The organism is Methylobacterium sp. E-016, from assembly GCF_022829745.1.
In the GTDB taxonomy this organism is placed as follows: Bacteria; Pseudomonadota; Alphaproteobacteria; order Rhizobiales; family Beijerinckiaceae; genus Methylobacterium.
Map to the genome: position 1 here is coordinate 45061 of NZ_JAKSYF010000115.1, position 26127 is coordinate 71187.

Below are 26127 nucleotides of genomic sequence, written 5' to 3' on the forward strand. Positions count from 1 at the left end.
CCTCGTATCGGACCGGAACGCGCTCAGGCGGCGCGGGCGGCTTCCGTCGCATGCTCGGCCTGGACCAGCACGTCGAGGGCGCGCCACGGCTTCTGCATGAACACCGCCTGCGCCGGCATCCTCGCATCGCCGCCGGCATCGTAGCCCGAGGTCACCACCACCCGCACGTCCGGCCAGCGGCGCTCGACGGTGCGGGCGAGCGCGAGCCCATCCATGGCGCCCGGCAGGCGGATGTCGGCGAAGAGCAGCGCGACGGTGACGTCGTCGCGCTCCAGGATCGAGATCGCGGCCTCCGCGCTGTCGCAGGCGATCACCCCGAGGTCGGTCTCCTCGAGCACGGCGGCGGCGAGGTTGCGGACCGCGGCATCGTCCTCGACGACGAGGGCGACCGGACAGGGGGAGGGGGCGCGGTCCATGGGACCTCCTTCACGAGATGTTGCGGATGCGGGTTCGATGCCTGACCGGCGACGCGACCTCATGCGTGGGGCGCTGATTCCCGGATGAGCCATGCTGCGCCGTCCGAAGCCGGGTAACAAGAGTCCGAATTCGTCTCAAGCGCATGCCTGCGTTGCGACCGGTTTAGCGAGGATCCGTTCAGGAGCGCACAAACTCCGTGCATGCTGCAGTGCGTTAGCTACCTGTTCATCATCGACAACGAAATGTTACGGTTCGGCGACGGCGCGGCACCGGGCTTGCCCGAGGGCAGACTGGGTGAGGTTCGCGCCAGCGCGATCAGCAAGAGGTTGGCCCCAACCATGTGCCGCTTCCTGGCCTATAGCGGTGAGCCGGTTTTCCTGTCGGACCTCGTCTGCGCGCCGACGCACTCGCTCGTGCATCAATCGTTGCACGCCGAGCAGGGGAAGACCGAGACCAACGGCGACGGCTTCGGCCTCGGCTGGTACGGCGAACGACCGGAGCCGGGCGTCTATCGCGACATCTCGCCCGCCTGGTCGGACGAGAACCTCGTCAACCTGTGCGGGCAGGTCCGCGCCCGGACCTTCTTCGCGCACGTGCGCGCCTCCACCGGGACGGCGACCGCGCGGACCAACTGCCACCCCTTCGTGAACGGCCGGCACCTGTTCATGCACAACGGTCAGATCGGCGGATACCTGCGGATCAAGCGACGCCTCGAGGCGCTGATCCCGGACGCCCTGTACGACGGGCGTCGCGGCAGCACCGACTCCGAGGCCCTTTTCCTGCTCGCCCTCTCCAACGGCCTTGCCGAGGACCCGATCGGCGCCATGGCCGAGACCTTGGCCACCGTGCGCGACCTGATGAAGGCGGCCGGCATCACCGAGCCGCTGCGCTTCACCGCGCTGCTGACCGATGGCGACGAGCTCATCGCCTATCGGTGGGCCTGCGACGCGCGACCCCCGAGCCTGTACTATCGCCAGACCGAGGCCGGCCTGGTCGTGGTCTCCGAGCCGATCGACGGCGCCAAGGACGGCTGGCAGGTCGTGCCGAAGGGCGGCACGCTGCGCGCGCGCCGCGGCGGCCCCGTCACGGTGAAGGGCCCGGAGCCGGTCAAGCGCAGCATCGCCGCCTGAGCCGGACATCCCGGCCGGTTCGTTCTCGCCGGCGCCTTGCCCCCGGCGGCGTCGAGCGCGACATTGCCTCGATCGCCGGCCCATCGCGGCCGGCCGGGCAGGGATCGCAGGGCCGACATGTATCCGGACGTGACGCTTCACATCGCCGGCGCCTGGGTCGCCGGCTCGGGCGGCGAGACGCTGCCGGTGCTCAACCCCGCCACCGGCGAGACGATCGGGCGATGCGCCGTCGCCACCCGGGACGACCTCGACCGGGCGCTCGAGGCCGCCGCGCGCGGCTTCGCGCAGTGGCGCAAGGTCTCGGCCTTCGATCGCGGCAAGGTGCTGCGCCGGGCCGCCGACCTGCTGCGGGAGCGCGCCGACGCCATCGCCCGGATCATGACGCTGGAGCAGGGCAAGCCCCTCGCCGAGGCGCGCATCGAGACGATGGCCGCGGCAGACGTCACCGACTGGTTCGCCGAGGAAGGCAAGCGCGCCTACGGCCGGGTGATCCCGCCCCGCGGCGACGGGGTGCTGCAGTTCGTAGTGCGCGAGCCGGTCGGGCCGGTGGCCTGCTTCACCCCGTGGAACTTCCCGATCAACCAGGCCGTCCGCAAGATCGCCGCCGCGCTCTGCACCGGCAACCCGGTGATCCTCAAGGGACCCGAGGACACGCCGGCGAGCTGCGCCGAGCTGGTGCGCGCCTACCTCGATGCTGGCGTGCCAGGCGATTGCCTCGCGCTGGTCTACGGCGATCCGGCGACGATCTCGTCGTACCTGATCCCGCATCCGGTGATCCGGAAGATCTCGTTCACCGGCTCGACCGTGGTCGGCAAGCAGCTCGCGGCCCTGGCCGGCCAGCACATGAAGCGGGCGACGATGGAGCTCGGCGGCCACGCGCCGGCGATCGTCTTCGGCGATGCCGACGTCGAGAAGGCGGTGGCGGTTCTCGGCGCCAACAAGTTCCGCAACGCCGGCCAGGTCTGCGTCGCGCCGACCCGCTTTCTCGTCCACGATTCGGTGTTCGACCGCTTCGTCGACGGCTTCACCGACCTCGCCTCCAACCTGAAGGTCGGCGACGGCCTCGATCCCGAGACGAAGATGGGGCCCCTGATCCACGGGCGGCGCCTGGAGGCGATGGAAGCGCTGGTCGCCGATGCCAACGCGCAGGGCGCCACGCTGCGCACCGGCGGCAAGCGCATCGGCAATCGCGGCAACTTCTTCGAGCCGACGGTGCTGACCGACCTGCCGCTGACGTCCCGGATCATGAACGAGGAGCCGTTCGGCCCCGTCGCGGCGATCCAGCGCTTCTCCGACGACGCGGAAGCCTACGCGGAGGCCAACCGCCTGCCCTACGGCTTGGCGGCCTACGCCTACACCCGCTCGTCGGAGCGGGCGACGCGGGTGTCGAGCATGGTCGAGAGCGGCATGGTCTCGATCAACCACCACGGCATCGCCCTGCCGGAGACGCCCTTCGGCGGGGTGAAGGAATCCGGCTATGGCAGCGAGGGCGGCTCCGAAGCGCTGGACGGCTACCTCGCCACCAAGTTCGTCACACAGGCGAATTTCTAGGCCTCAAAGGCAGGTTCACCGCGTCTTCTCTCCCCCCTGCGGGGGAGGGAAGGGCGCGCTGATGCCCTCAATAATGCGGCGGTGGGGGCTCGGCGCCGCCGGCAGCCGTGCGAGCGCCCGCCTCCTCGACGCGCTCGATCAGCGATTCCACCTGCCGCCGCAGCCGGTCGATCAGCCGCCACTGCTCGGTGACGGTGCGGTTGAGGTCGTCGATGGTCGCGTCCTGCTCGGTGAGGCGCATCTCGAGATGGTCGATGCGGGCGGACTCGCTCATCGCAGGGCCTCCGGCGGATGGTCGGGCCGCTCGGCCAGCGCCGGCCCCAGCGCGATGCGGCCGTCGAAGACGAAGCAGTCGCCGGTCCAGCGGCTCTCGGCCTCCGGCACGGTCTCGAGGTATTTCAGGATGCCGCCCTGGAGCAGGTGGACGTGCGCGAACCCGCGCGCCTTGAGGTAGGCGCCGGCCTTCTCGCAGCGGATGCCGCCGGTGCAGAACAGCGCCAATTCCGCACCGGGATCGAGCGTCTCCGCGAACGCGCGAAACTCGCCGAAGCGCGACAGCCCCGGATCGACCGCGCCCGCGAACGTGCCGAGCGCCACCTCGAACCGGTTGCGGGTGTCGACCGCCACCACCCCTGGCCGGTCGAGCAGCGAGTTCCAGTCCTCGGGCGCGACGTAGGTCCCGACCCCGTCGGCCGGGTCGGTGGCGCCGCCGTCGAAGGTCACGATCTCCGGCTTGCGCTTCACCTTCATCCGCGCGAACGGTGGCGCCTCGGCCGTCGACAGCTTGCATTCGAGCCGATCGAGGCGTCCGCCGAACAGGTCGGGTCCGTTCAGGGCGGCGAGGAACACCGCGATCGCCTCGGCCGAGCCCGCCACCGTGCCGTTGATGCCTTCGTGCGCCAGCAGGAGCGTGCCGGTCAGGCCGAGGTCTTGGCACAAGCCCTCGATCACCGGCGCGAGCGTTGCGGCATCCGGGAGGGGGACGAACTGGTAGAGGGTGGCGACGGTTTGGGGCATGGCGCGGGTTTAGCAGGGCCTAGCTATCCGGGGAATTCACACGCGGTTCGCCATTCCCGTCCTCGACTCATCCTGAGGTGCCCGCGTCAGCGGGCCTCGAAGGAGGCCTCCAGAACCCTCGGTGCGACCTGGAGGCCTCCGCTGGGCTTCGACGCCTCAGGATGCGGTGGTTTGACGGAGGTCTGAAGCTCGATCACTTGACGACCGGGTGAGCACCCGCTCAATGCGCCTCCTCCCAGTTCTCCGCTGCCCGCGCCTCGACCACCAGCGGCACGTGGAGGGTGAGCGCCGGAGCCGGGGCCTCTTCCATGATGCGCTTGATCACCGGGATCGCGCGATCCACCTCGGCCTCGTTCGTCTCGAACACCAGCTCGTCGTGCACCTGCAGCAGCATGCGGACGTTCAGGCGCTCGGCGGTGAGCGCCGCCTCCATCCGTGTCATCGCCCGGCGGATGATGTCGGCGGCGGTGCCCTGGATCGGAGCGTTGATCGCCTGGCGCTCGACGCTGGCGCGCTCGGACGGGTTGTTGGAGCGGATCTGCGGGTAGTGGCAGACGCGGCCGAACAGGGTCGTGACGTAGCCCTTGTCGCGGCAGGCGCGCTTGGTGGTGTCGATGTAGTCGCGGATGCCCGGGAAGCGCTCGAAATACTGCTTGATGAACAGGCTCGCCTCCTCGCGGCCGATGCCGAGGCGGTCGGCGAGCCCGAAGGCCGAGATGCCGTAGATGATGCCGAAGTTGATGGTCTTGGCCCGCCGCCGCAGGTCCGGCGTCATCTCGGAGAGCGGCACGCCGAACATGGCGCTCGCGGTCGCTGCATGGATGTCGATGCCGTCGGCGAAGGCCTGCCGCAGCTGCGGGATGTCGGCCATGTGGGCGAGCAGGCGCAGCTCGATCTGGCTGTAGTCGGCCGAGATCAGGCGGTTGCCGGGGTCGGCGACGAAGGCGCGGCGGATGCGGCGGCCCTCCTCGGTGCGGATCGGGATGTTCTGCAGGTTCGGGTCCGACGAGGACAGCCGCCCGGTGGTGGTGGCGGCGAGCGAGAACGAGGTGTGGACCCGGTTGGTGTCGCGGTCGGCGTGCTCCTGCAGCGAGTCGGTGTAGGTCGACTTCAGCTTGGCGAGCTGGCGCCAGTTGAGGATCTTCTTCGGAAGGTCGTGCCCGGCCTGGGCCAGCTCCTCGAGCAGGGTCGCTGGCGTCGCCCATTGGCCGGACGGCGTCTTCTTGGCGCCGGGCAGGCCCATCTTGCCGAACAGGATGTCGCCGATCTGCTTCGGCGAGGAAACCTGGAAGCGCTCGCCGGCATCCTCCTGGATCTCCTCCTCGAGACGCGCCAGGATCTGCGAGAAGTCGCCGGACAGCCGCGAGAGCATGTTGCGGTCGACGCGGATGCCGTGCTGCTCCATCCGGGCGATCACCGCGATCAGGGGCCGTTCCAGGGTCTCGTAGACGGCGAGCCGCCGCTCGGCGACGAGGCGGGGCTTCATCATCCGCCACAGCCGCAGCGTCACGTCGGCATCCTCGGCCGCGTAGGCGGTGGCCCTGTCGAGCGGCACCCGGTCGAAGGTGACCTTGGCCTTGCCGGTGCCGGCCACGTCCGAGAAGGTGATCGGCTGGTGGCCGAGATGGCGCTTGGCGAGTTCGTCCATGCCGTGCCCGCCCTTGCCGGCATCGAGCACGTAGGAGATCAGCATGGTGTCGTCGCACGGCGCCACGGTGATGCCGTAGCGCTGGAACACGAGCCAATCGTATTTCAGGTTCTGCGCCACCTTGAGCACGCTCGGGCTCTCGAGCAGCGGCCTCAGCCGACTGAGCGCGGCGTCGCGGTCGATCTGCGAAGGCAGCGGCTCCACGAGATCGGACGCCGTCGCCCCGCCGCCGAACAGGTCGTCGGCGTTCGGCGCGGCCTCGACCGCGCGGACATGGGCGAGGGGGATGTAGGCGGCGCGCCCCGGCGCGACGCAGAGCGACACGCCGACGAGATTGGCGTGGTGCGCATCGAGCGAGTCGGTCTCGGTGTCGACTGCGATCACGCCGACCTCGTGCGCTTCGGCGATCCAGGCATCGAGATGCTCGAGCGAGAGGATCGTCTCGTAGGCGCTGGTGTCGAACGGCTTGCTCGCCTCCGCCGCGCGCACCGCGACGAGGTTCGACGGCGTCGGATCGGACGGGCCGCGGGCTTTGGGCGCCGCGTCCGGCAGGCCGAGATCGGCGAAGGGGTCGATCTCAACGCCATCCCCGGCCGCGGCTGCGGCGTCGGAGAAGGGAGCGTCGTCGCCCGGGACATGGCCCGGGAGCAGGCGCGAATCGGGCTTCACCGCTTCCGGGTCGACATGCAGCATCGTGGCGATGCGCCGGGTCAGCGTGTTGAACTCCATCGCCTTGAGAAAGCCGACGAGCTTTTCCGGGTCGGGCTTGGGCAGGCGCAGGTCGTCGAGCGCCACCGGCACGTCGACGTCCTCGACCAGGGCCACGAGCCGGCGCGAGAGCCGCGCCTGCTCGATGCCGGCGAGCAGCATCTCGCGGCGCTTGGGCTGCTTGATCTCGCCCGCCCGCTCCAGGAGCTGCTCGAGGCTGCCGTATTCCTTGATCAAGGCCGCCGCGGTCTTCAAACCGATGCCGGGCACGCCGGGCACGTTGTCGGAGGTGTCGCCGATCAGCGCCAGCGCGTCGCCGATCTGATTGGGCTGCAGGCCTTCCCACTTCGCGACGATCGCCGCCTCGTCGAGGTTGCGCTCGGGGCGGTGGCCCGGCTTGCCCTTGGAGCCGGATTCGAAATCGTAGAACCGAACCAGGGGCCCGACGAGCTGCATCAGGTCCTTGTCGGACGACACGATGATGACGCCGGCGCCCCGCGCCTCGGCCTGCCGGGCATAGGTGGCGATCAGGTCGTCGGCCTCGTAGCGCTCCATCTCGATCGCATGCAGGCCGAAGGCGCGCACCGCGTCGCGCATCAGCGGCATCTGCCGCTTCAGGTCGTCCGGCGCGTCGGGGCGGTGGCCCTTATAGTCGGAGTAGAGCTCCTTGCGGAACGAGCCCTCCGACTTGTCGAAGACGATGCCGAGATGGGTCGGGCAGATGCCGGCCGCGCCCTCCTGAACGAACTGCGCGATCTTGGTGCAGAATAGCCGCACCGCACCGGTCGGCAGCCCGTCCGAGGGCCGAAAGTTGAATTTTTCCGGCTGGTTTATCGCCTGGAAGTAGGCCCGGAAGATGAACGACGAGCCGTCCACCAGGATCACCTGATCGCCGGGGCCGACGGGGGAAGGAAGCGTCTCGTCGGTCATGGTGCGCGGACATCTCGGCGAACGGGAGAACAGAGGATCACGCAGCCGGATCCTGATGCGCCTCGAGCTCGGCGCGGCAGACCACAGCGATCTCCATCAGCGGCTCGTGGACGGTCCTCCATACGATGTCCAGCGCGACACGATGATAGGCGTGGCGATAGAAGTTGCCCGTATCTGCGACGTCCTGCCAGGGGATGTGCGGATGCCGGGCTTTGAATGCCGCTCCGAGGCGTCGGCTCGCCTCGGACACGATCTCGATGCAGCGGATCACCGCGTAATTCGTCCGCAGATCGGCGGCGAAGGCCTCGTAGGGCATGCCGTCGATGAAGTCGCGGGCAGCCTGAACGTTGGCGACGATATCGACGCAGGCGTCCGATTTACGCTCAGAAAGCACGGACGGCATCCCGCTCGGCGCGCGAGAGAATGTGCGGCTTCAACGTCTCGCGATTGGCGACGTCGACGGGGACCGGGAACAGGCTCCCGATGGCTCGGCAAATCCCGACGTAGTTGAAGGCATCTCGTACCGCCCGCGCGTCGATCTCGATCATCACGTCGAGGTCGCTGCCTGCATGGTTCTCACCCCGCGCGACCGAGCCGAACACCGCAGCATGCCGCACGCCGAGGCGTTGCAGCTCCGGCTCATGCGCACGCAGGATATTGATGGCGGCGTCGCGATCCATGGACCGACCCTACCGCGGATCCGACCTCCGCGGAACGCGCCTCAGGTCGCAGCCCCCACCGTATCCGCCATCTTCGCCCGCCGCGTGCCGAGCGGCTGCGGCGCCCCGACCGTGGTGTCGTGGACGGTCTGGTGCTCCATCTCGGCATTCACCTCCGCGCCGAGCAGCACGATCACCGTCGAGATCCAGATCCAGGTCATGAACCCGATCACGGCGCCGAGCGAGCCGTAGGTGTCGTTGTACTTGCCGAAGTTCGCCACGTACCACGAGAAGCCGAGGGAGCCGGCGAGCCAGGCGAAGGCGGCGATCGCGCTGCCCCACGTCACCCAGCGCCAGCGCGGCGCGTCGCGGCAGGGGCCGTAGCGGTAGAGCAGGGCGAGGCCGCCGAGGACGGCGACGAACAGGGCGGGCCAGCGCAGCAGCGCCAGGTACCACGCGTCCGCCGACAGGCCGACCGTGTTGAACACCACCGGCAACACCACGATCGCCCCAAGCGCCAGGATGATGAACAGCAGCGCGCCCGCGGTGAAGGCGAGGGACCGCAGGTTCAGCCAGACGAAGTTTCGCGTCTCGCGCTCCTCGTAGACGATGTTGAGCGCGTCGAAGACCGCCTTCATGCCGCCATTGGCGCTCCAGACCGAGAGCAGGATGCCGGTGAAGAATGTGACGCCGAGGGTCGTGTCGCCCTTGGCCGCGATGCGCTTGACCTGCTCGCCGACGATGTCGATCGCGCCGGAGGGCATCACCCCCTGGAGGCTGGCGAGGTGGTCGTTGATCGTGGCGACGTCGGCGAAGAGGCCGTAGCAGGACACCAGCGCCGCCACGGCCGGGAAGATCGCGAGCAGCACGTAGAAGGTGACGCCGGCCGCGACCGAGACCAGGCGATTCTCCTTCAGGTCGCGGAACACGCGCAGCCCGACATCCTTCCAGCCGCTTTTGGGTATCTCGAAGGGGGTGCTCGCCTGCCGGCCGCGGTCCGACTCGGTTTGCGCCACCGCCCGGGCGTCGCCGCCAGAATGCGAGGGCGAGGGCGCGCGGGGACCGTCCGGGGCCGGCGCGGGCCGGTCTCCGCCGCGCCGATACGGTAGCGCGGCGATGCCGACGAGGGTGGCGGCGAGCGCCAGCGTCCACACGGCGGAATGGCGCTCGTCCAGTCCGTCTGCGCTATGGTTTCGGTCGGTCATCAATGGTCCCGTCGCGATGGCCGTCTACGAGACGGCGCGTCGCGACGACAACCGGTGGTCGCAAGGGGTGGTTTCCTCAGACGACGGGCGAATTCTCAGGCTGCCCCATGCTATTTCACCTGAACACTGTCCACGACCTCGCGAAATTTGGCGAGCGTGCCCTCGCGCTGGTCCTCGCGCACCACCCCGAGGGCGCGGAGATAGCCGTCCGGCGCGAAGCGGATCGTCTGGGAGACGACGACCGGCGTGTTCGTCGGCATGTCGGTGGCGCGCGCCACGATCTCGTGCCAATCGGTTCCGTTCGAGCGGTAGCTCTGCGAGCGCTCGATCACGAAATCCTTCATGGTCTGGTTGGAGTACAGCGCGGCCTTGGCGAAGCCGTCGCGCTGCTCGGCCGTCGGCGGCTGCTGCACCGCCTGAGCCAGAACCAGGATCGGCTGCTCGAGGTTGCTCATCTGGTCCTTCGGCCCCTGCGTCAGCAGCACCGAGTTGCCGGCGAGCACGCGCAGCGGGCGGAACCCCGCCGGATCGGCGATGCGGAAGGGCAGCGCGTCGACCTGCTGCGCCAGCGTCAGCGCCGGCCGGATCGTCACGCCGGTGACGAGGCTGCGCATGGTCTTCTCGGTCTCGGCATCGGGCAGCGCCTGCCCGATGATCAGGCCGGTGACGGTCGGATCGCCGACGAGCAGCAGCCACTTGCGGACCGTCGGCGTGGCGCTGCCCGGTTCGCCCGGCTGCGAGCCGGTGAACAGCATGCCGTCGGCCTCGCCGATCTTCACCGGCTCGCGGGTCTCGACGGCGAAGCCCTGGTTCTTCAGGTTGGCGTCGGTGAAGGTCTGCACGAGGTCGGCGAAGGCGGTCGCCGGCAGCTCGACCACCGAGAGCGTCGCCCCGCCCTCCTTGCGCTCGAAGCCGGAGAAGCGGCGCGAGGGCGACATGTCGGAGGGCGGCTCGAACCCGAAGCGCGAGCCCGCGGGATAGATCGGCTCGGCGGCCGACGCCGGCCCCGCATCGAAGCCGAGCACCAGGGCAAGCAGCGCGAGGGCGGACAGACGGGGGCGCAGGCGCATCGAACCAGGATCTCCACAATCCGGAATGGCGCCGGACCGGATGCGATGCGTCGGCCCGCGGCCGGGTCCTGTCAAGCGGACGCGTTCACGCGTCTGCCCGGATGCCGGACCTGCGGGCCTTGGAGCGAACTTCGAACCAGGCGCCTGTCTCCATGAGTCCGCATCAACCAGGGCCCTTCGCGTTCAAGGCGCCCTCGTCACCCGCCGCAGGGTCAGGTTGCAGCGGCCGCCCGGGGGCAGGAATGGCGGGTCCGGGTCTTCCGCCACCGACAGCAGGTCGCCGCCCGCGACGATGCGGTCGACGCCGTGGTGGATGAGGCGGGAGGGGCCGCCGATCACGAGGGCGTCGCCGGCCGTCAGGCGGATCGAGCGGGTCGGGTCGGAGCGCTTCGGGCCGCCGTAGCGGAACACCGCCGCCGCGCCCAGCGACAGGGACACGACCGGGGCCGTCAGGTCTTCCTCGTCGCGGTCCTGGTGCAGGCCCATGCGGGCGCCCGGTGCGTAGAGGTTGATCAGGCAGGCCTCGGGCGGGCGGGGATGATCGGCGAGCGCGTCCCAGGCGGCGCGTGCGGTCGCGGGCATCGCCGGCCAGGGGTCGCCGGTCTCGGGATGATCCGGCTGATAGCGGTATCCGGCGACGTCCGAGACCCAGCCGAGCGGGCCGGCATTCGACATCCGCACCGAGAACGGTTTTCCCGTGCGCGGCATCCGCGGCGTGAACGGCGGCGCGGCCGCCAGCACGGTCGCGATCTCGTCGGAGAGGCGCCGCCGGGCGGCCGCATCGAGCCAGCCGGGATGGTGGATCAGGCCCGGCGCGAGTTCGACCGCCACGCGCTGCGCGTCACGCGTCGTCGATGTCGCGTTCCAGCACCGTCTTCGAGGCGACGGTGGTGTCGGCCTTGAGGCGGTAGACGAGCGGCACGCCGGTGGCGATCTCCAGGCCGGCGATGGTCGTGGTGTTGAGCCGGTCGAGCACCATCACCAGGGCGCGGAGCGAGTTGCCGTGGGCGGCCACGAGCACCCGGTCGCCGGCCATCACGCGGGGCAGGATCGTCTCGATATAGTAGGGCAGCACCCGGGCCGCGGTGTCCTTCAGGCTCTCGCCGCCGGGCGGCGGGATATCGTAGGAGCGGCGCCACTGGTGCACCTGCTCGGCCCCCCAGCGCGCCTTGGCGTCTTCCTTGTTGAGGCCGGACAGGTCGCCGTAATCGCGCTCGTTCAACGCCTCCGAGCGGATCGTCTCGATCTCGGACAGGCCCATCTCGCCGAGCATCAGCTTGCAGGTCCGCTGCGCCCGCCCGAGGTTCGAGGTGAACGCCACGTCGAAGCCGTAGCCCTCGCTCTTCAGCCAGCGCCCGGCCTTGTGCGCCTCGTCGACGCCGCGCTCGGTGAGGTCCGGGTTGCGCCAGCCGGTGAAGAGGTTCTTGAGGTTCCACTCGCTCTGGCCGTGGCGAGCGAGGACGAGCAAGCGGTCCATCGGGGTCCGGTCTTTCTGGGGAGGCGCCCGATCGGGCAGGTCGCTGCGGCTCCTACCAGAGCCGGGCCAAGGCCCCAAGCGCGGGCCGACCACCCGCGCCCGTCCGTGGTCGAGCGTAGCCTTACAGGCCGAGCACGTCTGTCATGCTGTAGAGGCCCGGCGGCTTCGGATGCGCCCAGAGCGCCGCCTTCACCGCTCCGGCCGCGAACAGGCTGCGATCTTCGGCGTGGTGCGAGAGGGTGATGCGCTCGCCGGCGCCGGCGAACATCACCGAATGATCGCCGACGACGCTGCCGCCGCGCAGCGTCGCGAAGCCGATGTCGCCGGCCCGGCGCGCGCCGGTATGGCCGTCCCGGGTCGAGACGCGGACGTCGGCGAGGTCGACGCCGCGGCCTGCCGCGGCGGCCTCCCCGAGCAGCAGGGCGGTGCCGGAGGGCGCGTCCACCTTCATGCGGTGGTGCATCTCGGCGATCTCGATGTCGAATTCCGGCCCCAGGGCGGCGGCGACCCGCTGCACCAGGGCGGCGAGCAGGTTGACCCCGAGCGACATGTTGCCGGAGCGCACGATGCGGGCGTGGTAGGCGGCGGCCCGGAGCTTGGCGAGGTCGTCCTCCGACAGGCCGGTGGTGCCGACCACGTGGACGATGCGGGCCTGCGCCGCGAGCTCGGCGAACTGCACCGTCGCCGCCGGGACGGTGAAATCGAGCACGCCGTCGCTGGCCGCGAACGCCGTCAGCGGGTCGTCGGTGACGGGCACGCCGAGCGGGTGGAGGCCGGCGAGCGTCCCGGCATCGTGGCCGATCGCGTCCGAGCCTTCGCGCTCGATCGCGGCCGAGAGCGTGCAGCCCTCGGCTTCCGCCACCGCGCGGATCAGCATCCGCCCCATGCGCCCGTCGGCGCCCACCACCACCAGCCGCATCGTCTTCGCCGTCCTTCGATCCGAGGATCACGGGTATAGGCTCGGTGCCGGCCTGCCAACCCGATCCGGCCGACCCGAACGTGCCTGTGCGCCGGAACACCCCCGGGTGCCATCGCGTACGGAATTCGATGCGCGATTCCGCTAGGGCGTTCAGGAACGCCCGTCCCGACGCCGACGCCAGGAGACCACCGATCCGTGCCGCATGCGACCGAGCTGATCGCCATCATCGCCCTGGGCCTCGTGATCGCCTTCGTGTTCGGCATGCTGGCGCAACGCCTGCGGCTGCCGCCGCTGGTCGGCTACCTCGTGGCCGGCATCGCCATCGGGCCGTTCACGCCGGGCTTCGTCGGCGACCAGAAGCTCGCCGGCCAGCTCGCCGAGATCGGCGTCATCCTGCTGATGTTCGGCGTCGGCCTGCACTTCTCGATCAAGGACCTCATGGCGGTGCGCACGATCGCGCTGCCCGGCGCCGTGGTGCAGATCGCGGTGGCGACCGCGATGGGCGGCGGCCTGGCGCTCGCCTGGGGCTGGGGCCTCGGCGCCGGCTTGGTGTTCGGCCTCGCCCTGTCGGTGGCGAGCACGGTGGTGCTGCTGCGGGCGCTGGAGGAGCGCAACCTGCTCGACAGCGACAAGGGCCGCATCGCGGTCGGCTGGCTCATCGTCGAGGATCTCGCGATGGTCCTCGCCTTGGTGCTGCTGCCGGCGCTGGCGCCCTCGCTCGGCGGGAGTGCCGGTACGGGCGACCATGCCACGGGCAACACCCTCGCGCAGGCGCTCTCCGGCTATCTCGGCGACAGCATCTGGCTCACCCTCGGGCTGACGCTCGCTAAGGTGGGCGTCTTCACCACCCTGATGCTGGTCGCAGGCCGCCGCATGGTGCCGTGGCTGCTCGACCAGGCGGCCCGCACGGGATCGCGCGAGCTGTTCACCCTCGCCGTGCTCGCGCTCGCGCTCGGCATCGCCTTCGGCTCGGCGGAGCTGTTCGGCGTGTCCTTCGCCCTCGGCGCCTTCTTCGCCGGCATGGTGCTCGCCGAGTCCGACCTGAGCCACCAGGCCGCGGCCGATTCCCTGCCGCTGCAGGACGCGTTCGCGGTGCTGTTCTTCGTCTCGGTCGGCATGCTGTTCGACCCCGGCATCCTCGTGCGCGAGCCGCTCTCGGTGCTGGCGGTGCTCGGCGTGATCCTGCTCGGCAAGTCGATCGCCGCGGTGGCGATCGTGCTGGCGTTCAAGCATCCGGTCGGCACCGCGCTCACCATCGCCGCGAGCCTGGCGCAGATCGGCGAGTTCTCCTTCATCCTCGTCGGGCTCGGCCTGTCGCTGAAGCTGCTGCCGGAGGAGGGGCGCGACCTCATCCTCGGCGGGGCGCTGCTGTCGATCACGCTGAACCCGTTGTTCTTCGTGCTCGCCGCGCGGGTGGAGCGCTACCTTGCCGACAGGCCCGACCTCGCGCGCCGGTTCGAGCGGCGCGGCGCCGATGCGATCGCCGTCGCCGAGCCCGCCAAGCCCCATCGCGGCCACGCGATCATCGTCGGCTACGGCCGGGTCGGCAGCGGGATCGGCAAGGCGCTCGACGCCTGGGACCTGCCCTTCGTCGTGGTCGATCGCGACCGCCGGCGGGTGCTCGACCTGCGCGCCTCGGGCCTGGAGGTGGTGTTCGGCGATGCGCTGGCGCCGGGCATCCTCGCCGCCGCCGACATCGCGCAGGCCCGCCTCCTGGTGATCGCGACGCCGGATTCGCACCATGCGCGCCGGCTGGTCGAGATCGCCCGGGAGGCGAACCCGCGGATCGACACCCTGATCCGCACCCACAGCGACGCCGAGCGCCGCCGGATGGAGGAGGAGAAGGTCGGGCTGGTGCTGATGGCCGAGCGCGAGCTCGCCTTCGGCATGACCTTCTATGCCCTGCGCAGCCTCGGCCTGACCGAGGGCGAGGCCCGCCTCTTCGTCGATGCGAGCCGCGCCGACAGCCGCGCCGAGGCGCCGACGGAGGCCGAGATCGACCCATCGCCGGAACTCCGGCCGCACAAGGAGGAGCCGGCGGCGGGGTGAGCGCCGGCCGCGTCGTCCTAGGCCGCCAGCGCGCGCCCCAATTCCGCGACCCGACGCAGGTCGTCGACGAAGGTCGCGTAGGCCTCCTCCTTCGCCTCGTCCGGCAGGCGCAGCAGGTAGGAGGGGTGGACGGTGATGAAGCCCTGGAAGCGGTCGTCGAGGCGCTCGAACCGGAACGGGCCGCGGGCGCGGGTGATCGGGATCTGCTTGCCCGTCAGCGCCAGGACGGCGGTCGCGCCGAGCGCGACGACGAGCTTCGGGGCGACGAAGTCCAGCTCGCGATCGAGCCACCAGCGGTAGTGGCTGACCTCGCCCGCGGTCGGCTTCTGGTGGATGCGACGCTTGCCGCGCTCCTCGAACTTGAAGTGCTTGACGGCGTTCGTGAGGTAGCTCGCCGCGCGGTCGAGACCCGCTTCCGCCATCGCCCGCGACAGCAGCTGGCCGGCGGGCCCGACGAAGGGGCGGCCCTGCCGGTCCTCCTGGTCGCCCGGCTGCTCGCCAACGAAGGCGATGGTCGAGCCGATGCGGCCCTCGCCGAGCACGGCCTGCGTCGCGCCCGGCACCAGCGGCTCGGAACGCTTGATGATCGCGTTCAGCGCCTCGAGGGTCTTCGGCGCCTGGTCGGACATCGCCGCCACCGCCTTGGCCGGATCGCGCTTGATCGTCATCTGGGGGGCCCTTTCGATCATCTGCGTGGTTCGGGTCGCGGCCGCGCGGACGAGGCCGGGGATGGCGGCGGTCTCCGGCATGTTGTGCCAGTACTTCTTCGGCATCTCCGCCCGCATCGCCTTGAGGTTGGTGCGGGCCGGGTTGAACGTGCTCTCGTAATAGTCCCGCCAGCCGGCCTCGAAGCCATCGCCCTCCGGCAGCTGCGCCTTGTCGCCCGGCGGTCCGAAGGTCAGCGCCGTGCGGTCCCAATGCGCCGAGCCGTCCGGCGTCAGGATCGTCCAGTCCATGGCGCGGAACCGGTCGACGAAGAACGGAGCCGCGGCCTCAAGGATGTGGTTGTCCGGCTCGAACCACGCGACGAAGCGTTCGCCCGTATCGGTTTCGATACGGCGAAAGCGCAGGAACGCGTGCATCTTGTGCAGGTCGCGGGCGATCGCCTTGCGCATCCCGTTGAGGCGGTGGACCAGCGGGTCGCTCGCCACCTCCGGCAGGTGGCGCTCGCCGCGAAGCACGCGCCAGACCAGGGTGTGGAGCAGCGCGTAGCGCTCGGGATCGCGGTGGGGCACCACCATCGGGATCAGCCCGGCCACGGGCTTCGGCAGCGCGACCGGCGGCGCGTCGGGCTCGTCGCTGGCGGACGTGCCGAACAAGCCGGGCGCATCGCCCGCCGACCACGTGACGCGATCGGGCGGAACCCCGTCGGCGACCAGCCGGCGCAGGGTGGCGCGGAAGCCATCGAGATCGGCACCGGGGCGCAGGTGGATCGTGCGATGCGCGCTGTCTGTCCCTCCCCCCTCTGCGGGGGAGGGTGGCCCGCGCAGCGGGTCGGGAGTGGGGAGCGGCATTTCCGGATACGGCGCTCCCCTCTCCCGACCCTCGTTGACGCGAGGCCTACCCTCCCCCGCACAGGGGAGAGGGACGAGGTCGCGCGCATCCATCAGAACAGGCTCAGCTGCTGCGCCGGCTCCACCAGACGGCTGCGCAGATCGAGCCGATCGGTGAGCCCGCCCGGCGTGTAGTCGGCCGCGATCAGGAACGGGCGGGCGCGCTTCAGCGCCGAGGACAGCCGCGCCACGTCGTCGAGCCGCAGGCGCGTGTGGCGGCGCGCGCGGATGATCTTGTCGACCGCCCGCGCCCCGAGGCCGGGGACGCGCAGCAGCATCTCGCGGTCGCCGGTGTTCACGTCCACGGGGAAACGATGCCGGTTCTTCAGTGCCCAGGCGAGCTTCGGGTCGATGTCGAGGGAGAACATCCCGTCGTCCGCCGCATCGGCGACGTCGTCGGCGGAGAAGTCGTAGTACCGGATCAGCCAGTCGGCCTGGTACAGCCGATGCTCGCGCTGGAGCGGCGGCGCCTTCAGCGGAAGGATGCCGGAGCCTTCCGGGATCGGGCTGAAGGCCGAGTAGTACACCCGCTTGAGCCCGACGCTGCCGTAGAGATGCGCGCTCTTGCGGATCAGCGCCTCGTCGGTGGTCGCGTCGGCCCCGACGATCACCTGCGTCGACTGCCCAGCCGGCGAGAAGCGCCGCCGCTCGGCCTTGGCCTCGACGATGCGCTCGGCCACCTGCGCCATCGCCCCGAGGATCGTCGCGCCGTCCTTCTCGGGGGCGAGCTTCTGCAGGCTCGCCTCGGTCGGCAGCTCGACGTTGATCGAGAGGCGGTCGGCGTAGAGGCCGGCTTCCTCGATCAGCCATGGGCTCGCCTCGGGAATCGACTTGAGGTGGATGTAGCCGCGGAACCCGTGGTCGCGCCGCAGCGACTTCGCCACCCGCGTCAGCAGCTCCATCGTGTAGTCGGGCGACTTGATGATGCCGGAGGAGAGGAACAACCCTTCGATGTAGTTGCGCTTGTAGAACTCCACCGTCAGCGTCACGACATCCTGTACCGAGAAGCGTGCCCGCTCGACGTTCGAGGAGCGGCGATTGATGCAGTAGGCGCAATCGAACAGGCAGTAGTTCGTCAGCAGGATCTTCAGCAGCGAGATGCAACGCCCGTCCGGAGTGTAGGCGTGGCAGATCCCCGATCCGGTGGTCGAGCCGAGCTCGTCCTTGCCGGCCTTGCGCTTCGGCGCGCCGGACGACGAGCACGAGGCGTCGTACTTGGCGGCATCGGCGAGGATGCGCAGTTTCTTGGCGAGCGTTTCATCCATCGAACAAACAATGAACCCGGGGAGCGTGAATACAAGGCGTCGGCCGGCGTTGCCCCCGGGCGGCGATGCCGCACCCCGCCTGCCTTTCGCGGGGCGCGGCTCCGAAGACCGATCAGCCCTGCTTGAGGGTGGCCTTCAGGGTGATCTCGCAGTCCAGAACCTTCGAGATCGGGCAGCCGATCTCGGCGGCATGCGCCAGCGCGTCGAACTTGGCCTGGTCGATGCCCGGGATCGCCGCGGTCAACGTCAGCGCGGACTTCGTCACCTTGAAGCCGGCACCGTCCTTCTCGAGCGTCACGACCGCCTCGGTGGTCATCTCGGTCGCGGCCAGCCCGGCTTCCTGCAGCTGGAACGCCAGCGCCATGGTGAAGCAGCCGGAATGCGCCGCCGCGATCAGCTCTTCCGGATTGGTTCCGGGCTTGTCCTCGAAGCGCGTGTTGAAGCCGTAGGGCTGCTGCGAGAGCACGCCGGACTGGGTCGTGATCGTGCCCTTGCCGTCCTTGCCATTGCCCTGCCAGACAGCGTGCGCCTTGCGGTTGATCATCGAAGCTCTCCAGGGTTCGCGGTGGCGCGCACGACCGTGCGCGACGTCACCGTCGATGACCGGCCAAGTGGCGCAGGCTCCGGCGAGTTCCAGGCTCAGGCCCCGTCGGGCACCTCCTCGGCGTCGACGGTGCGGCGCGCGAGATCGTAGCCGAAGCCGGCCCGCGCCAGCGCCGCCAGATCCCGGTCGCGGTGGAGAGCGCGGATGTCCGGGCGGCGGAACGGCCCGAGCCGCCGCCGCTTGGCGTAGGCGAAGGCGGCCTTCTCCTCGATCGCCGCCGAATCCGCCTCGGGCACGGCCTCGCGCTCGGCCTCCATCGCGGTCTCGACCGCATCGCGCGACAGGCCCTTGGCCGACAGCTTGGCCGAGGCGCCGCGGGAAGAGGTGCCGCGCCGGCGCAACGTCGCGAGCCGCGCGGTCGCGAAGCGCGCGTCGTCGACCAGCCCGGCGGAGACCGCCCGCGCCACGGTCGCCTCGATCATCTCGAAGAAGGCGCTCGCCTCCTCGCCGCGGGCCCGGGCGCGCTTCTCGACCCGCCGCCGCAGCGTCCGGCGCAGCATCTCCACCGAGGCGCTGTAGCGCTCGAGGTAGTGCAACGCCGCCCGCTCGAGATAGGCGGCCGTGACGGGCGGCGCGGGCCTTGCAGTGCGGGCCGCACCGGAGTCTGCAACGGTTGCGCGTTTCACGGGTTCTTCACGATCCGGACAGGTTTCGGTTTCATGGATCAGCCATGGAACCCAGGCAACGCGGCAGGATCGGTCATGGTCTCCTCCCCGCAGCATCGGCCATCCTGTTGAGACGCGAGTGGCTCCTCGTGCTGCTCGCTCTCGGGCTCGCCGCCACCGCGGCGGCGGTGGTCTACCTGTCCCGTCCGACCACGCTGACCGTAGCGGTCGGGCCGCAGGACGGCCCCGAGGCCGCGCTGATGGAGGCCTACGCCAACGCCCTGTCCCGCGCCCGCGAGGACGTACGCCTGAAGGTGGTGCGCTACGCCGACGTGCGCGACAGCGCGGCCGCGCTCCAGGCCAACAAGGCCGACCTCGCGGTGGTGCGGCCGGACGTGCTGCTGCCCGAGAACGGCCTGACGCTCGCCATCCTGCACGACGAGGCCCTGATCGTCGCCGCCTCGGAGGCCGGCGAGATCGATGATTTTCCCGACCTTGCACGCCGGCGCCTCGGCATCGTCGTGCGCCACAGCGCCGACATCCCGTTCATTACTAACCTACTGACCTTCTACGACTTCGTCCCCGCCGCCGCCGACATCCCGGACGGCGAGGAAGCCCCGCCGGGGCAGGTCGTGCTGGTTCCGCTCAAGCCGTCCGAGGTCACCGCCGCGATCGCCGAGAAGCGGGTCGAGGCGGTGGCGATCATCGCCAGCCCGACCTCGAAGGCCGCGGGCGCCATGGTCCACGCCGTCGAGATCGGCCTTCCCGACAAGAAGGTCGGCCTCGTCTCGGTGCCGGACGGCGACGCGATCCTCCAGCGCTATCCCGAGCTGCAATCCGTCACGATCCCGGCCGGAACCTTCGGCGGGCGCCCGAAGCGTCCGGCCGAGGAGGTCAAGACCGTCGGCGCCTCGTATCGCCTGATGGCGCGGGGCACCGTGAGCCGGGTCGCCGTCGCCTCCGCGACGCAGCACCTGTTCGAGTGGCGCTCGCGCCTCGCGGCGGCCGCGCCGATCGTCAGGCTGATGAAGGCGCCCGACTTCGACACCACGGTCGCCGCCACCTCGGCGCGCCTGCCCAACCACCCCGGTGCGGTGGACTACTTCGAGCGCGAGCAGCAGACGTTCCTCGACCGCTACGAGGACTACATCTACCTGCTCGCCTTCTTCGGCGGCACGATCGGCTCCGCCGTCGCCTGGCTCGGCCAGCGCCTCGCCCGCAAGCGGCGCGAGCGGGTCGACATCGTGCTCGACCGCCTGCTCGACGTGATGCGCGAGGTCCGCGCCGCGCCGACGATGGCCGAACTCGACGCCCTGGCGATCGAGGTGGACGATCTCGTCGCCGACGTGGTGCGCTACGCCCGCGAGCGCTCGATCGACGCGCGCACGGTCAGCGCCCTGATCCTGGCGGTGGACGGGGTCCACGCGGCGATCAACGACGGCCGACGCGGGCTTTCCGCCGGGGCCGAGCATCGCCCCGGCGGCCGCACGCGGGCCGCCCGGTCGCTCGCCCTCAACCTCTCGGCCGCCGAATAGGCGAGCCCGGGACGCGGTGTGCCCTATCCCTCGATGATCTCGCGGATGCGGCTGGCCAGCACCTCGACCGGGAACGGCTTGGTGATCATCTGCATGCCCGGGTCGAGGCCGCCGTTGCCGAAGATCGCGTTCTCGGCATAGCCGGTGATGAAGAGGATCTTCAGCCCGGGCCGCACCAGCCGGGCGCGGTCGGCGAGCTGGCGCCCGTTGAGGCCGGGCAGGCCGACGTCGCTGACCATCAGGTCGATCCGCGCGCGCGATTCCGCGATGCGCAGGCCGGCCGGCCCGTCGGCGGCCTCGAGGGCGTGGTAGCCGAGCTCGCCCAGCACCTCGACGATGAGGTCGCGCACCACCGGGTCGTCCTCGACGACGAGCACCGTCTCGCCGCGCTCGGCGCGCAGGGCCGTGGCAATCCCGGGACCGGTGCCCTCGGCCGCCGCCTCGCCGCGGTAGCGCGGCAGGTAGATCTTGATCGTCGTGCCCGATCCCAGCTCCGAGTAGATCTTGGCGTGCCCCTCCGACTGCTTGGCGAAGCCGTAGATCATCGACAGGCCGAGGCCGGTGCCCTGGCCCAGCGGCTTCGTGGTGAAGAACGGGTCGAAGGCCTTGGCGGCCACGTCCGCGCTCATGCCGGTGCCGGTATCGGTTACGCAGACGCAGATGTACTGGCCCGGTTCCACCTCCGGATGCAGCCGCGCGTAGGCCCGATCGAGGTGGGTGTTGCAGGTCTCGATCACGAGGCGGCCGCCGTCCGGCATCGCGTCGCGGGCGTTGATCGCAAGGTTGAGCAGCGCGTTCTCGAGCTGGTGCGGGTCGCAGAGCGTGAGCCACAGGCCGCCGGCGGTGACGATCTCCAGGTTGACCTGCTCCGTCAGCGTCCGACGCAGCATGTCTTCCATGCCGGCGATCAGGCCGTTGGCGTCGGTGGGCTTCGGCTCCAGCGGCTGGCGGCGGGCGAAGGCCAGCAGGCGGTGGGTCAACGCGGCGGCGCGGTTGGCCGAGGACAAAGCCGCGGTGGCGTACTTCTCGATCTGCTCGGTCCGGCCCTGCTTGATCCGGGTCTGCATCAGGTCGAGCGAGCCGACGATGCCGGTGAGCAGGTTGTTGAAGTCGTGGGCGATGCCGCCGGTGAGCTGGCCGACCGCCTCCATCTTCTGCGCCTGGCGCAGCAGCTCCTCGACCGCACGCTGCTCGGTGATGTCGCGGCCGACGATGTAGAACAGGTCGCCTTCCGGCACCGCGTTCCAGGAGATGGTGAGGCGTTCGCCGTCCTTCCGGATGACGTGGTCGACGAAGCCGTCGACGGTCTCGCCGCGGGCGAGCTGCGCGACGACCTCGGCGGTCTCGGCATGGTCGGCGGTGTCGATGATCGTCGCGAACGGCTCGCCGAGGAGTTCCTCGCGGCTCCAGCCGAGCACCCGCGTCCAGGCCGGGTTGACCGCCTTGAGGTAGCCGTCGAGCCCGGCCGTGCCCATCAAGTCGGTCGTGGTCTCCCAGAGCCGGTTGCGCTCGCGGGTGCGCGATTCGACCTCCCGCGTCAGCGCGGCCTCGATCCGCGTCCGGTCGGTAATGTCCTGCACGAAGGCGTAGAAGCCGTCGACGGCGCCGTCGCCATCCCGCCGCGGGATGTAGCGGATGTCCGCGACGCGCTCGCGCCCGTCGGGATGCGGCCACTCCATCTCGAAGCGGACATCCTCCCCGCCGAGCGCCGCGGTGAAGGCCGGCTCACGCCGCGCGAAGCCGTCCTCGTCCACGAGGTCGCGCACGGTACGGCCGATCACCTCGGAAAGCGGGCGCGAGAACCACGTCTCGTAGGCGGCGTTCGCGAAGCGGTAGGTCAGCGTCGGATCGATGAAGGCGATCAGGCTCGGGAGCGCGTCGGCCACCAGGCGAAGCTCGCGCGCAGCCGCGCGGACCGCGTCCTCGGCGTCGCGACGCTCGGTGATGTCGAAGGTCACGCCCGGGAACTGAACGGGGTGGCCGTCCGCATCGAGCACGCACTGCCCTTGCGCCGCGACCCAGCGCACGCCGTCCGGCTGGACGAGCCGGTACTCGGCCGCGAAGTCGCCGCCCGTCCGCATCGCCGCCGCGATCCGCTCCTGCACGGCGGGCAGGTCGTCGGGATGGATGCCGCCGAAGAACTCGGCGATCGGCGCGCCGGCGGCGGCCCGGTCGGGATCGACGCCGTAGAGGCGGGCGAAGCGGGCATCCGCGGTGACGCGGTCGGCCGCGACGTCCCAGTCCCAGGTGCCGATGCCGTCGCCGGCCGAGAGCGCGAGGTCGAGCCGGCTGCGGCTGTCCTCGCGGTCCTTTTCCGCCAGGATCTGCGCCGTGGTCTCCCGCGTGATGCAGATCATGCCTGCGACCGCGCCGTCGTCGTCGTGGACCGGCGAGTACGAGAAGGTCCACCAGGTCCGCTCGGGCTGCCCGCGGCGGTGCATCGTCAGCGGCAGGTCGCGCACCGACACGCCTTCGCCCGCGAGCGCCCGGGCGCAGAGCGGCCCGATCTCCGGCCACAGGTCCGCCCACAGCTCCGGAAACCGCACGCCGAGCGCACGGGAGATGCGATCGCCCAGCACCTCGCGATAGGCGTCGTTGAAGAAGCTGACGAGGTCCGGCCCCCAGGCCAGGAACATCGGCACCGGGCAGGCGAGCATCGTCGCGAGCGTGGTGCGGAGCGCCACCGGCCATTCTGCCAGCGGGCCGAGCACCGAGCCGGACCAATCCTTCATCAGGATCTCGCGGCCGGTCTCGCCGCCCTCGGCGAGGAAGCGGAACTTCGGGTCCTCGATGCCGATCGTCACAGGGTCGGTCTCGGCACGGTCCGGTCGCGATCCGGACGTCGGCCGAGGCGGCGTTCCTGGCGGGCGGTGGCTGTCGAAACGTCGGTCCGGAACATCGCAGGAGGGATGTCGGCAAGTCCGATGGGTGTCAACGCGGCTCCGGCGGGTCCTGCTCTCAGGTGGCGACCCGCCCTTCGAGCGGGAAGACCTTCGCCGGGTTCATCAGCCAGTGCGGGTCGAAGACGTTGCGCACCCGCATCTGCTGCTCCAAGTCGGCCTGCGTGTACTGAAAGCGCATCAGCTCGCGTTTCTCGATGCCGACGCCGTGCTCGCCGGTCAGGCATCCGCCGACCTCGACGCAGAGCTTGAGGATCTCGTCGCCCGCGGTCTCGGCCTTCTGCAGCTCGCCGGGCTTGTTGATGTCGAACAGGATCAGCGGGTGCAGGTTGCCGTCGCCGGCATGGAACACGTTGGCGACGCGAAGCCCCTGCGCCTTGCAGATCGCGCCGATGCGCTCCAGCACCACGGAGAGCTGCCCGGTCGGGATCGTGCCGTCCATGCAGATGTAGTCGGAGATGCGCCCCGTGGCGCCGAAGGCCGACTTGCGGCCCTTCCAGATCGCGGCGGATTCGGCCTCCGACTTCGAGACCCGGATGCTCGTCGGGCGGAAATCCTGCGCGATCGCCGCGATGCGGGCGAGCATCGCCTCGCACTCGGTGTCCGAGCCCTCGACCTCGATGATCAGCATCGCCTCGGCGTCGCGCGGGTAGCCGGCCTGCGCGAAATCCTCGGTGATCAGGATCGCCTCGCGGTCCATGTACTCGATCGCAACCGGGATGATGCCGGCGGCGATGATCGCCGCGGTGCAGGCGCCGGCATCCTCGACCGACGAGAAGCCGACGAGCGCCGGGCGCGCGCCCTCGGCCGCGCGCAGGATCCGGACGGTCGCCTCGGTGACGATGCCGAGCTGCCCCTCCGAGCCGCAGATCAGCCCGAGCAGGTCGTAGCCGCCGGCATCGAGATGGTCGCCGCCGATCTCGACCACGGTGCCGTCGTTCATCACCAGCGTCACGCCCATCAAGTTGTTGGTGGTGACGCCGTACTTAAGGCAGTGCGCCCCGCCGGAATTCATCGCGATGTTGCCGGCGATGGTGCAGGCGAGCTGGCTCGACGGGTCGGGCGCGTAGAAGAAGCCCTCGTGGCCAACCGCGCCCGAGATCGCCAGGTTGGTGATCCCGCTCTGGACGCGGGCGATGCGGTTCTCGAAATCGAGGGCGAGCACCTGGGTCATCTTCCCCACGCCGAGGATGATCGCATCCTCCTGCGCGATGGCGCCGCCGGCCAGCGACGTGCCGGCGCCGCGCGGCACCACGCGGACGCCGTGGGCGTGGCAATAGGCCATCACCGCGGAGACCTCGGCGGTGGTGGAGGGCAGGACCACCGCCAGCGGCATCTTGCGGTAGGCGGTGAGCCCGTCGGTCTCGAAGGCGCGGCGCTCGTCCTCCGTGGTCACCAGGGCCTCGGGGCCGACCAGCGGCCGCAGGCCGGCGACGATCGCGTCGCGGCGGGCGACGACGCCGGCATCGGGCTCGGGGAAGCGGATGGACATGGCGAAACCTCCGGATTTCGTCGATCCGATCGTCACCGCCTCAGGCCCTTCAGCCGCCGCTCAGGAGCGTGGGCCTAGACGGGTTCCGCGGCGGTGCGGGACCGTTTGGAGATCAGTCTATCGCACTCCCGGCGGGTCCGCACCGTCGGGCGAAGGGGCGGCTCGAAGGCGACTGAGAGGCTACTGCAACGTTTGGTCGCACCGGCACATCGGCGTGAACGGCGTTTGCACCTTCGACCTGTTCCAATCGACCAAGCTCTGCCATAAGCCTGACGGCCATAGCCGTCATAATGGAGGAAATCCCGATGCGTCATGTCATCCTCGGCGCCGCCCTTGCCCTGCTCTTGCCGATCGCCGCCCAGGCGGAAGGCGATGCGGCCGCCGGCGAGAAGGCGTTCGCACCCTGCAAGTCCTGCCACAACTTTGAGAAGAACGGCGTCGGCCCGAACCTCAAGGGCATCGTCGGCGAGAAGGCCGGCGAGGGCCGCGACGGCTACGCCTTCTCCGCGGCGCTGAAGAACTCCGGCATCACCTGGGACGAGGCGAATCTCAAGGAGTGGCTGGTCGACCCGAAGAAGAAGGTCCCCGGCACCAAGATGGTCTTCCCGGGCATCAAGGACGAGAAGAAGGTCGAGGACATCATCGCCTACCTCAAGTCCAAGACCTGAGCGATCGACGACCCGGCCATTCAGGTCAGGCCGAGGGCCGTTCCCGCTCGCGCGGGGACGGCTTTTTTTCTTTGCGGTCGCCGAGTTTCGCAGGAGTCGACATTGCCGGCCCGATCAGGCGTCGGTGCCGTCGTGCAGGCCGGTGCGGAGGGTGACGAGATGGTCGAGCAGGGCGCGGCGCCCCTCGACGTCGAGGCCGGTCATGCCGCCGGCCTGATCGGGAATGCAGGCCAGCGGCTTGCGCAGGGCCCGGCCGGAATCGGTCAGGAAGATGCTGACCTGGCGCTCGTCCGCACGGTCGCGGGCGCGCCGGACCCGGCCCGACGCCTCGAGCCGCTTCAGCAACGGCGTGAGCGTCCCGGAATCGAGGAACAGCCGCGTCCCGATCTCCTTCACCGACAACCCTTCCTCCTCCCACAGGACGAGAAGCACGAGATATTGCGGGTAGGTGAGGTCGTGCTGGCCCAGCAGCGTGCGATAGGCGCGGCCGAAGGCATGCGCCGCGGCGTAGACGGCGAAGCAAAGCTGGTTGTCGAGGCGCTGCGAGTCCGCGGACGCCTCCGGGACGATTGCGGGCTTCCTCGGCGCTCGCCGCTGCGAGCCTTGCCAAACGGACATGGGCTTTTCGACTCCGGTTGACGACGCTGGTCAAATCCCAGCACGAATTCGGTCAGGCGTAGGCACAGATCTGACGCAGTATCTCGGTCGGGCAATATCTTAGCCAG

The 26127-nt window shown here is 70.2% G+C and carries 23 protein-coding genes; 5 read left to right on the top strand and 18 right to left on the bottom strand.

Going from position 1 to position 26127, the window contains the following annotated elements; genetic code table 11:
• Positions 1-23: 23 nt before the first annotated feature.
• Positions 24-416 (bottom strand): response regulator, encoded by a 393-nt coding sequence (locus MKK68_RS14585; RefSeq protein WP_147725038.1) that lies wholly within the window; start codon positions 414-416, stop codon positions 24-26.
• A gap of 339 nt (positions 417-755) precedes the next feature.
• On the opposite strand from MKK68_RS14585, the gene MKK68_RS14590 reads away from it, so the two are divergent.
• Positions 756-1547: a class II glutamine amidotransferase gene (locus MKK68_RS14590; protein ID WP_147858564.1), complete on the top strand. Its 792-nt coding sequence runs from the start codon at positions 756-758 to the stop codon at positions 1545-1547.
• Positions 1548-1664: 117 nt separating this feature from the next.
• Positions 1665-3098 (top strand): NAD-dependent succinate-semialdehyde dehydrogenase, encoded by a 1434-nt coding sequence (locus MKK68_RS14595; RefSeq protein ID WP_243951166.1) that lies wholly within the window; start codon positions 1665-1667, stop codon positions 3096-3098.
• A 67-nt stretch (positions 3099-3165) separates the two neighbouring features.
• Here MKK68_RS14595 and MKK68_RS14600 read toward each other — a convergent pair whose 3' ends face one another.
• From MKK68_RS14600 to dapB, 10 genes are all read right to left on the bottom strand, one after another.
• A complete protein-coding gene (locus MKK68_RS14600) occupies positions 3166-3372 on the bottom strand; it encodes a SlyX family protein (protein ID WP_147725031.1) in 207 nt (68 codons plus the stop codon).
• Positions 3369-4115: a rhodanese-like domain-containing protein gene (locus MKK68_RS14605; protein ID WP_244030876.1), complete on the bottom strand. Its 747-nt coding sequence runs from the start codon at positions 4113-4115 to the stop codon at positions 3369-3371. Before MKK68_RS14605 ends, MKK68_RS14600 begins: the two co-directional genes overlap by 4 nt.
• Before the next feature lie 220 nt (positions 4116-4335).
• Positions 4336-7401, bottom strand: a complete 3066-nt coding sequence (gene polA, locus MKK68_RS14610) for a DNA polymerase I (protein WP_244030877.1) — start codon at positions 7399-7401, stop codon at positions 4336-4338.
• A gap of 37 nt (positions 7402-7438) precedes the next feature.
• Complete coding sequence (locus MKK68_RS14615) at positions 7439-7804, bottom strand: DUF86 domain-containing protein (protein ID WP_244030878.1); 366 nt, start codon at positions 7802-7804, stop codon at positions 7439-7441.
• Positions 7785-8081, bottom strand: coding sequence for a nucleotidyltransferase family protein (locus MKK68_RS14620; RefSeq protein ID WP_244030879.1), 297 nt, complete (start codon positions 8079-8081; stop codon positions 7785-7787). Before MKK68_RS14620 ends, MKK68_RS14615 begins: the two co-directional genes overlap by 20 nt.
• 41 nt (positions 8082-8122) lie before the next feature.
• Complete coding sequence (locus MKK68_RS14625) at positions 8123-9265, bottom strand: YihY/virulence factor BrkB family protein (RefSeq protein ID WP_244030880.1); 1143 nt, start codon at positions 9263-9265, stop codon at positions 8123-8125.
• Positions 9266-9375: 110 nt separating this feature from the next.
• The gene (locus tag MKK68_RS14630; RefSeq protein WP_147725023.1) at positions 9376-10335 is read right to left on the bottom strand and encodes a hypothetical protein; all 960 of its coding nucleotides are present in this window, start codon (positions 10333-10335) and stop codon (positions 9376-9378) included.
• 183 nt (positions 10336-10518) lie between these two features.
• Positions 10519-11166, bottom strand: coding sequence for an alpha-ketoglutarate-dependent dioxygenase AlkB (locus MKK68_RS14635; protein WP_147841220.1), 648 nt, complete (start codon positions 11164-11166; stop codon positions 10519-10521).
• A 10-nt stretch (positions 11167-11176) separates the two neighbouring features.
• Complete coding sequence (locus tag MKK68_RS14640; protein WP_147725019.1) at positions 11177-11812, bottom strand: 2,3-bisphosphoglycerate-dependent phosphoglycerate mutase; 636 nt, start codon at positions 11810-11812, stop codon at positions 11177-11179.
• Positions 11813-11933: 121 nt separating this feature from the next.
• Positions 11934-12731 carry a 4-hydroxy-tetrahydrodipicolinate reductase gene (gene dapB / locus MKK68_RS14645; RefSeq protein ID WP_147841221.1) on the bottom strand — a complete coding sequence of 266 codons (798 nt, stop codon included), beginning with the start codon at positions 12729-12731 and terminating at the stop codon, positions 11934-11936.
• Between the two features lie 195 nt (positions 12732-12926).
• On the opposite strand from dapB, the gene ybaL reads away from it, so the two are divergent.
• A complete protein-coding gene (gene ybaL / locus MKK68_RS14650) occupies positions 12927-14780 on the top strand; it encodes a YbaL family putative K(+) efflux transporter (RefSeq protein WP_243935515.1) in 1854 nt (617 codons plus the stop codon).
• Positions 14781-14797: 17 nt separating this feature from the next.
• Here ybaL and MKK68_RS14655 read toward each other — a convergent pair whose 3' ends face one another.
• The 4 genes from MKK68_RS14655 to MKK68_RS14670 form a co-directional block, all read right to left on the bottom strand.
• On the bottom strand, positions 14798-16294 hold the full coding sequence (locus tag MKK68_RS14655) for a UdgX family uracil-DNA binding protein (RefSeq protein WP_244030887.1): 1497 nt from the start codon (positions 16292-16294) through the stop codon (positions 14798-14800).
• Between the two features lie 92 nt (positions 16295-16386).
• The gene (locus MKK68_RS14660) at positions 16387-17598 is read right to left on the bottom strand and encodes a putative DNA modification/repair radical SAM protein (protein ID WP_147725011.1); all 1212 of its coding nucleotides are present in this window, start codon (positions 17596-17598) and stop codon (positions 16387-16389) included.
• 112 nt (positions 17599-17710) lie between these two features.
• Positions 17711-18142: an OsmC family protein gene (locus MKK68_RS14665; RefSeq protein WP_147725009.1), complete on the bottom strand. Its 432-nt coding sequence runs from the start codon at positions 18140-18142 to the stop codon at positions 17711-17713.
• A 95-nt stretch (positions 18143-18237) separates the two neighbouring features.
• The gene (locus MKK68_RS14670; RefSeq protein WP_244030890.1) at positions 18238-18828 is read right to left on the bottom strand and encodes a regulatory protein RecX; all 591 of its coding nucleotides are present in this window, start codon (positions 18826-18828) and stop codon (positions 18238-18240) included.
• 107 nt (positions 18829-18935) lie between these two features.
• Between MKK68_RS14670 and MKK68_RS14675 the strand changes: the two genes are divergently transcribed.
• Positions 18936-20342, top strand: coding sequence for a TAXI family TRAP transporter solute-binding subunit (locus tag MKK68_RS14675; RefSeq protein WP_243935511.1), 1407 nt, complete (start codon positions 18936-18938; stop codon positions 20340-20342).
• 23 nt (positions 20343-20365) lie between these two features.
• On the opposite strand, the gene MKK68_RS14680 is transcribed toward MKK68_RS14675, so the two are convergent.
• Both MKK68_RS14680 and MKK68_RS14685 read right to left on the bottom strand, forming a co-directional pair.
• Positions 20366-23074 (bottom strand): PAS domain-containing sensor histidine kinase, encoded by a 2709-nt coding sequence (locus tag MKK68_RS14680; protein ID WP_244030969.1) that lies wholly within the window; start codon positions 23072-23074, stop codon positions 20366-20368.
• A gap of 226 nt (positions 23075-23300) precedes the next feature.
• On the bottom strand, positions 23301-24734 hold the full coding sequence (locus MKK68_RS14685) for an FAD-linked oxidase C-terminal domain-containing protein (RefSeq protein WP_244030892.1): 1434 nt from the start codon (positions 24732-24734) through the stop codon (positions 23301-23303).
• 305 nt (positions 24735-25039) lie between these two features.
• Between MKK68_RS14685 and MKK68_RS14690 the strand changes: the two genes are divergently transcribed.
• Positions 25040-25402 carry a c-type cytochrome gene (locus MKK68_RS14690; protein ID WP_147725000.1) on the top strand — a complete coding sequence of 121 codons (363 nt, stop codon included), beginning with the start codon at positions 25040-25042 and terminating at the stop codon, positions 25400-25402.
• 114 nt (positions 25403-25516) lie between these two features.
• Here the strand turns inward: MKK68_RS14690 and MKK68_RS14695 are convergent, their stop codons facing one another.
• Positions 25517-26020 (bottom strand): MarR family winged helix-turn-helix transcriptional regulator, encoded by a 504-nt coding sequence (locus MKK68_RS14695; protein ID WP_244030894.1) that lies wholly within the window; start codon positions 26018-26020, stop codon positions 25517-25519.
• Positions 26021-26127 lie beyond the last annotated feature (107 nt).